This window comes from Halomonas flagellata, from assembly GCF_022487945.1.
Classification (GTDB): Bacteria; Pseudomonadota; Gammaproteobacteria; order Pseudomonadales; family Halomonadaceae; genus Halomonas; species Halomonas flagellata.
The window spans coordinates 1-640 of record NZ_JAKVPY010000106.1; the positions used below are offsets into that span (position 1 = coordinate 1).

The 640-nt window shown below is 41.9% G+C and carries 1 protein-coding gene; it reads right to left on the reverse strand.

Features of this window, described 5'->3' with window-relative positions; all coding sequences use genetic code 11:
• Positions 1–181: 181 nt before the first annotated feature.
• The coding region (locus MKP05_RS21370; protein WP_240570145.1) for a hypothetical protein at positions 182–640 on the reverse strand (459 nt) is incomplete at its 5' end.

The window sequence follows — 640 nt, forward strand, 5'->3', positions numbered from 1 at the left end:
TCGAGGATAATATTGCGCTGACATATTCGCCAATATTCTGATCTATATTAGCGACAAGTACGTTCGTACCAGCAAAGGCCGGGAACGCAGCAAACAGCGCCGCAAAAATAATCAAGCAGGTTTGTTTAGACAAAGGAATCTCCTTACGGCTAGCCGTAATTTTTTCTAAAACGCCGCTTAATTAATTAAGCGATGCGCCGACATACATTTTTGCCGTATAAATATCCGGCATGGATTGATCAAGCCTGTATGACATAATCCATTTAATCTCAGACTCAATCTGGCGCTGAGTGATTTTTCCGTCCCACGACGCAGAACTCTGTCCATCCAGCTTGTCATATAAAGCAACAAGCTCTTTGACCTTGTTTTTTGCCTGTGCCTTATTCAGCGAACCATACTGACTCTTTGAATAAGACACACTGCCACGGTTGGGTACTTCATCACTCGCTTTTGATTTGGCTTCCAGAAGACAACTTACTTTGTTATTTGCTGTGCATGATTTCTTATATTTAGCAACAAGTGCCTTATGTTTCTGGTCAATCTCCTTTTGTGCCGGGTCAATATAATTACTGGCAGCTACTGCGTTAGCTGACAGTAAAATCATAGACAGTGAAACAATCAGGATATGCGGCTTCATTAG